The sequence below is a fragment of the Candidatus Parvarchaeota archaeon genome (assembly GCA_016866895.1).
In the GTDB taxonomy this organism is placed as follows: domain Archaea; phylum Micrarchaeota; class Micrarchaeia; order Anstonellales; family VGKX01; genus VGKX01.
Genome location: VGKX01000063.1, coordinates 1 through 6,324 on the forward strand (window position 1 = coordinate 1; position 6,324 = coordinate 6,324).

At 48.6% G+C, this 6,324-nt stretch carries 4 protein-coding genes, 1 tRNA gene and 1 pseudogene; all 6 read left to right on the forward strand.

The genetic code is table 11. The annotated features are described in order from the left end of the window. The first annotated feature begins 95 nt into the window (after nucleotides 1-95). The 6 genes and pseudogenes from FJZ26_03280 (at nucleotide 96) to FJZ26_03305 (ending at nucleotide 5,951) form a co-directional block, all read left to right on the forward strand. Nucleotides 96-1,070, forward strand: a pseudogene (locus tag FJZ26_03280) (FAD-binding protein). 37 nt (nucleotides 1,071-1,107) lie between these two features. Next, nucleotides 1,108-2,556 (forward strand): phosphoenolpyruvate carboxylase, encoded by a 1,449-nt coding sequence (locus tag FJZ26_03285; GenBank protein MBM3229430.1) that lies wholly within the window; start codon nucleotides 1,108-1,110, stop codon nucleotides 2,554-2,556. 138 nt (nucleotides 2,557-2,694) lie between these two features. Beyond that, on the forward strand, nucleotides 2,695-3,756 hold the full coding sequence (gene ftsZ / locus FJZ26_03290) for a cell division protein FtsZ (GenBank protein MBM3229431.1): 1,062 nt from the start codon (nucleotides 2,695-2,697) through the stop codon (nucleotides 3,754-3,756). Nucleotides 3,757-3,853: 97 nt separating this feature from the next. Next, nucleotides 3,854-4,948, forward strand: coding sequence for a cell division protein FtsZ (ftsZ, locus tag FJZ26_03295; protein ID MBM3229432.1), 1,095 nt, complete (start codon nucleotides 3,854-3,856; stop codon nucleotides 4,946-4,948). Nucleotides 4,949-5,136: 188 nt separating this feature from the next. Further along, a tRNA-Ala gene (locus FJZ26_03300) sits at nucleotides 5,137-5,208 on the forward strand. A gap of 83 nt (nucleotides 5,209-5,291) precedes the next feature. Beyond that, nucleotides 5,292-5,951, forward strand: a complete 660-nt coding sequence (locus FJZ26_03305) for a diphthine--ammonia ligase (protein ID MBM3229433.1) — start codon at nucleotides 5,292-5,294, stop codon at nucleotides 5,949-5,951. Nucleotides 5,952-6,324 lie beyond the last annotated feature (373 nt).

The following is a 6,324-nucleotide window of genomic DNA, read 5'->3' on the forward strand; positions in this document are numbered from 1 at the left end:
GCAGATGATTTGATTGTGGATTTGGAGGGGGGGTTTGCGGCAGTTGTTTAGTGTTATAAACCTAGCTTTGCCAATCTAAATGCAATACTTTAGCGGTGAGCTACATGGAAACTTTTGATGTTGCAGTAATTGGGGCAGGGCCGGCCGGTATTACTGCCGCAATCTATGCTGCACGCAATAACCTCAAAACAGCTATATTTGAGCACAAGCTTGTCGGCGGGGCAATAGCCACCACGACTGCGGTAGAAAATTACCCTGGCTTTGAAAGCGTGCAAGGCCCTGACTTGGCTGCAAAGTGGGAAGCACAGCTTGATTTTGTAGGTGCAAAAAAGATTTTTGAATCGGTTGAGCATGTGGCAAGAAAGTCGGAGGGCATATTCACTATCCAAACAGTCGGGGGCCAGTACCAGGCTAAAACCATTGTGCTTGCAACAGGCTCTGAATACAGAAAGTTGAATATCAAAGGCGAGGACGAGTACAGGGGCAAGGGAATATCCTTTTGTGCAACCTGCGATGCCCCGTTTTTCAAGAAGAAAACCGTTGCAGTGATTGGCGGCGGAAATTCTGCTCTGACAAGTGCTCTTTTACTTACCGAGCAGTGCCAGAAGGTCTATGTCATACACAGGCGCGCAGAGTTCAGGGGCGAGGCGGTTTTGCTTGACCAGCTGAAAGCAGCAAAAAGCGTTGAGTTTGTGCTAAACAGCGCTCCGGTTGAAATCAAAGGCGACAAGGGTGCAAGTGAAGGGGGAAAAGTAAAATCAGTGCTTGTTGAGGATGTCAATACAAAACAAAAGCGCGAGATTCCAGTTGACGGGGTTTTCATAAACGTCGGCTTTGAGCCACTAAATTCAATTGCAAAACAGCTGGGTGCGGCGCTTGGGGCAGATGGGTACGTGCAGCACAATGAAAAAATGGAGACAAGCGTGCCTGGGTTTTTTGTGGCAGGCGACATAACAGGCGGCCCTGCAAATGTCAAGCAGATTGTGACTGCAGAGTCGGAAGGCTGCGTGGCTGCCGCAAGCGTTTATGCTTACATAAAAAAGGCGAAGATGGCGGACTTGAACTACTGAATTAAAGGAGATATATTTGGCCGAAGTTTCACGCACAATGTCAACGCAGCATCCTGACAACGTTCAGACTCCTTTTTTTTCAGACAGTGAAATAATCTTGGGAGAGACAGAAATCAAGGAGGCCTACTATGTTTTTTCGCACCTTGCAGCGCGGGAGCAGATGTGGGACTCAGAAGGCAAGGAAGTTGACAATTTTGTTGTCGAGAAGCTGTTTTCCAAATACAACAGGTACTTTCGCGAGCACAGGCTTGGCGAAGACATATTCATCACAACACGCGTTCCAAATCCAACTGTTGAAAAGGACAAGGGGAAACTTTTGCTTGAAACCCTTGAAGGAATACCCAGGAACTTTGACACTGCAATGGCGTTTGGGCAGGATTGCGCCCCAATTTTTGAAATCATATTGCCAATGACTTCAAGCTATCTGGAAATAGAGCGCATTCACAGGTACTATGAAAAATATGTCGTTGGAAAGGCGCACAAAACACTTGTGGACTCTGACATAACAATCTCACAGTGGATTGGGGAAATAAAGCCAGATAAAATTTCCGTCATACCGCTGTTTGAGAACAGCCAAAGCATTCTTGCAAGCGCGCAGATAGCAGAAAAATATATCTCAAACAAAAAAGACTTGGAGTACCAGCGGATTTTTCTTGCCCGCTCTGACCCGGCTTTGAATTATGGTTCAGTGTCGGCAGTTCTTTTGGCAAAGGTGGCCCTCCAAAGACTAAATCTACTTGAGGAAAAAAGTTCCGTGAAAATACTGCCAATTTTAGGCGTCGGCTCTGCGCCGTTTAGGGGCAACATGAAGCCAATAAACGGCCACAACTGCACCGGCGAGTATCCCTCAGTCCAGACATTCACATTGCAGTCGTCATTCAAATACGACTATCCTGAAAGGGTTGTGCGCGACTGCATTGATTCGCTGAATGAAACAAGCAGGGGCAGGCCGCTTGCCATTGACGAGCAAAAGGCGCTTGCTTTAGTCGAAAAAATCACAAGTGCATACCAGCGGGAAGTCGAAGTTCTTGCGCCGCACATCAATAAAATTTCAAAGTTTATACCCGCAAAAAGGGCAAGGAAGCTTCACATTGGCCTGTTTGGCTACAACCGTGCAATGAAGGGGATAAAACTCCCAAGGGCAATCAACTTTTGCGCCTCGCTTTATTCCCTTGGCATTCCGCCAGAAACGCTGGGACTTTCGGCGCTTTCTGAAAAAGAGTTTGACTGCCTAAGGGAAATATACGTTCATCTCGAGGAGGACTTGCGCGACGCATTCAAGTTCGCCAATCCAGATAACATTAGATTGCTCCCAAGCGCAGTTTCAAAAAATATCAAAAAAGCACTTTCATTTGTGCCTGTTGAGTGTGATGGGGAATATATCAAAACGACTTCGTTTATCTGGAAGGACATGCAGACTGACAACTCTGCAATCATACCGGAGCACGTGCAGCATGCAGCATACATGAGAGGATTTTTGGGATAAACCCCTCGTGCATCTTCTACAGCCCTATGTTTTTTGTTCTTTCAAGTTCATGGTTCTATCAATCTAAATACCAATTTTTCCGACGTGAAAGCATACATATATAAAGGGGTAGCTTTCAAATACCGTCGGCGATACAGTATGGACAGTTTGGTAAAATCAGTCCTTGGTGAGCGAGAGCCCGCTCCGACAGAAACATTCGGCTCTGACCAGATTAAGATAGTGACAGTGGGTGTAGGCGGCGCAGGAAACAACACCATAAACCGGCTCATTCGGGCCGGAGTCAAGGGCACGGAACTGGTTGCGGTAAATACCGACAAGCAGCACCTGAACTTGATACACGAGAAGTCCAAGAAGGTCCTTATCGGAAGGTCCATCACAAAGGGCTTGGGCGCTGGTGGGTATCCTGAAACAGGCTCAAAGGCCGCAGAGGTCGACAGGCCGCTGCTGCAAAAAGAGCTTGAGGGCGCACATCTGGTTTTCATATGCGCAGGCATGGGCGGTGGCACGGGTACTGGTGCTGCACCTGTCATTGCCGAGATTGCAAAGGAGCAGGGGGCCATTGTTGTTGCAATGGTGACCTATCCGTTTGCACTTGAGAGGGCAAGGCGGGCAAAGGCAGACGAGGGCATTGCCAAGATGAGAAAGGCATGCGACTCGGTCATCATACTTGACAACAACCGCCTTGTAAAGCTTGTTCCAAACCTCCCGATGAACGAGGCGTTCTCGGTTGCCGATGAAATACTTGCAAAGGCGATAGGGGGCTTGGTCTGGACAATCACACAGCCATCACTGATAAACATTGACTTTGCCGACGTTCGTGCAATCATGCAAGGCGGCGGGGTCGGGTTCATCTCAGTTGGCGAAGGCAAGGGCACTGATAAAGTCAGAAGCGCGGCAGAAGGCGTGCTGAAAAACCGCCTGCTTGACGTTGACTTCGAAGGCGCAAACGGGGCGCTAATCCACATTTCAGGCGGCTCGGACTTGACTCTTGGCGATGCCATCAAGGCAGGTGAGATAATCACCGAGAAGATGGATGCCATGGCAAACGTCAAGTGGGGCGCAAGGCTTATCCCAGGCTATGACGGCAAGCTTGAAATTGTGGCGATTGTCACAGGCGTCAAGGGCGCATCAGTGCTAGGCGGCTCAATGGACGAGCCAAAGAAGGAAGTTAGTTATTCCGATATCGAAATCATCGGGTAGCTTTTCCTTTTTTCCATTTTTTTATTTTTTTCCCTTTTTTGGGAAAGCAAGCAGTAAATGTGTGTGCGGCGACCAAGTTGAAAAGAGGTGGAACAATATGCTGGAAGGTGTGGTGAGTTCTGCGCTTGCAAACGGCGAGTTTCCAAGTGCGCAAACTGAGCAGGGCAAGGATGACGGCTTGATGAGCAACGAGAACGTCCGCATTGCAATTGTGGGCGTTGGCGGCGGCGGGTGCAACACGATAAACCGGGTAACCAAGACCGGGATAAAAAGCGCGACAACAATTGCTGTTAATACTGATTATCTTCACTTGAAAATGGTTGATGCCCAGAAAAAGGTGCTGATTGGGGCAAGTGTAACAAAGGGGCTTGGTGCCGGAGGCTTTCCGGAAGTAGCACAAAAATGCGCCGAAGCATCAAAGGACAAGATAGCGGAAGTCTTAGGTGAAAATGAAATTGTCTTTCTTTGCGCAGGCATGGGCGGTGGCACGGGCACGGGCGCATCGCCAATGATAGCCCGCGTTGCACGCGACTTGGGTGCAATAGTAGTCTCAATAGTCACATATCCGTTTTCACTTGAGAGGGCAAGGCTGAAAAAGGCACAGTGGGGCTTGCAGCAGCTGGTGGAAGCTTCTGACACTGTTGTTGTTATTGACAACAATCGGCTTGTGCAGTATGCGCCAAACATTCCAATAAATGACGCTTTCAATCTTGCTGATGCAATCACTGCAAAGGCCGTGAAAGGCATTGCTGATACAATCATGTTCCCATCCCTTCTCAACATTGACTATGCTGATGTCAAGTCAATAATGCAAGGCGGGGGAATTGCGCTGATTTCGGTTGGCGAGGGCAAGGGCGCTGATCGGGTAGACCAGGTTGTTAAATCAACTCTTGCTCACCCGCTTCTGGATGTTTCCTATGAGGGGGCAACAGGGGCCTTGATTCACTTGGATGGTGGCAGCTCGCTGACACTTGGCGAGGCAATAAAGGTCGGCGAGAGCGTATCGGAGTCGTTTGACCTAAATGCCAATGTCAAGCTTGGCGCAAGGCTTGCGGCAGATCAAAACGACATGATAACTGCAACCGCGATTGTCACGGGCCTCAAGGAGTCGCCAAGTATTTTTGGTCGGACAAAAACAGAAGGTGCCGCGCCAGAAAAGGCATTTTCAATGGAAAGCGTCAGCACACTTTGAGTGCTGGCTTTTCCTTCTTTCTTCTTTTCATTTTTACCTATCTTAGGCAGCCTATGCCCCGAATTTACTCACAAGGTGCAGCCATGCCCTAGGCTTTAGCCTTGGGTTCCAAGCTGCACCAAATGACCTGTTCTTTTTCATTGCAACTATCCAGGTTTTAAATCTTCAAGCACAAAAATTTAGCCTAAGGGCGTGTAGCTCAGTGGTAGAGCGCTTCGTTCGCAACGAAGAGGCCAGGGGTTCAAATCCCCTCTCGTCCAAAGAAGGGGGCTTGGGCCCCTTTTCTAAACCCCCGTTGCTTTTCAAGCATTGGTTTTCTCTTTCCGAGGTCTTTGGTTTTTCCATGAAAGTCGTAGTTCTCTTTTCGGGCGGCAAGGACAGCGTCTTTGCTGCATTTTGGGCAATGCAGCAGGGCCACCAGGTGCGGCTACTAAGCCTGGTGCCGCAAATGGATTCAATGATGTTCCACCATCCAAATGTTCGCTTTTGTGCCCTTCAGGCAAAAGCCATGGGCCTGCGGATTGGCTTTTTGAAGGTAAATAATGACAACGAGCTTGCCAAGCTTGAAAAGTCTCTTGCAAGGATGATAAAAAGCGGAAATTGCGAGGCAGTCTGCTGCGGGGCAATCGAGTCAGAGTACCAAAAACAGCGCATTGATGGCATCTGTGCGCACCTTGGGATTCCAAGCTTTACTCCAGTCTGGAGAACCAAAGACAGCATGCTTGGGGAAGTTGTGGGTCACTTTAATGCAGTTTTCACAAAAGTTGCTGCAGGGGGCTTTTCGGAAAGCTATCTGGGCAGAAAGTTTGACCAGGGGTTTTTGGACTTTTGTGCAAAATCAAGCCCAAAAATCAACCCGCATCTTGAAGGAGGTGAGGGCGAAACATTTGTTCTTGACGCGCCTTTTTTTGCAAGCCAAATAAAAGTGGAAAAATCAGAAAAGAAAAAAGACGGCTCTGCCGGTTGGCTGGAGTTTACTAAGGCAAGACTGGCAAAGAAATAGATGCCTAAGCCGGCAGCCTATCCGGCAATCCGCTCAAGCCTTTTGGAAATGTCATCCATCTCCTTTTGGTAAAGCACGCTTGTCTTAATGGTGGTCCTTAGATTTGTGTCTATCGGGACAGCCTCATTAATCCTCAGAACCGGCTCCTGCCCGCTATTTATGGAAATGGCTGCAGGGACATTTGTCTTTACCGGTAGCTTCTGGTTGTTGAAATTGAAGGAGACTGGGGTGCCTTGGGCCGAAATGCCAGTTGCGCTGCCGCTAATTGGAATGTCAAACTCAAGGGGTATGTTGATGTTTTTAGGCAACAGCTGCCCAATCTGGATGTCTTTTCGTAGCACAAGTGTCGTTTTGACTGGGATAAGCACCTCTA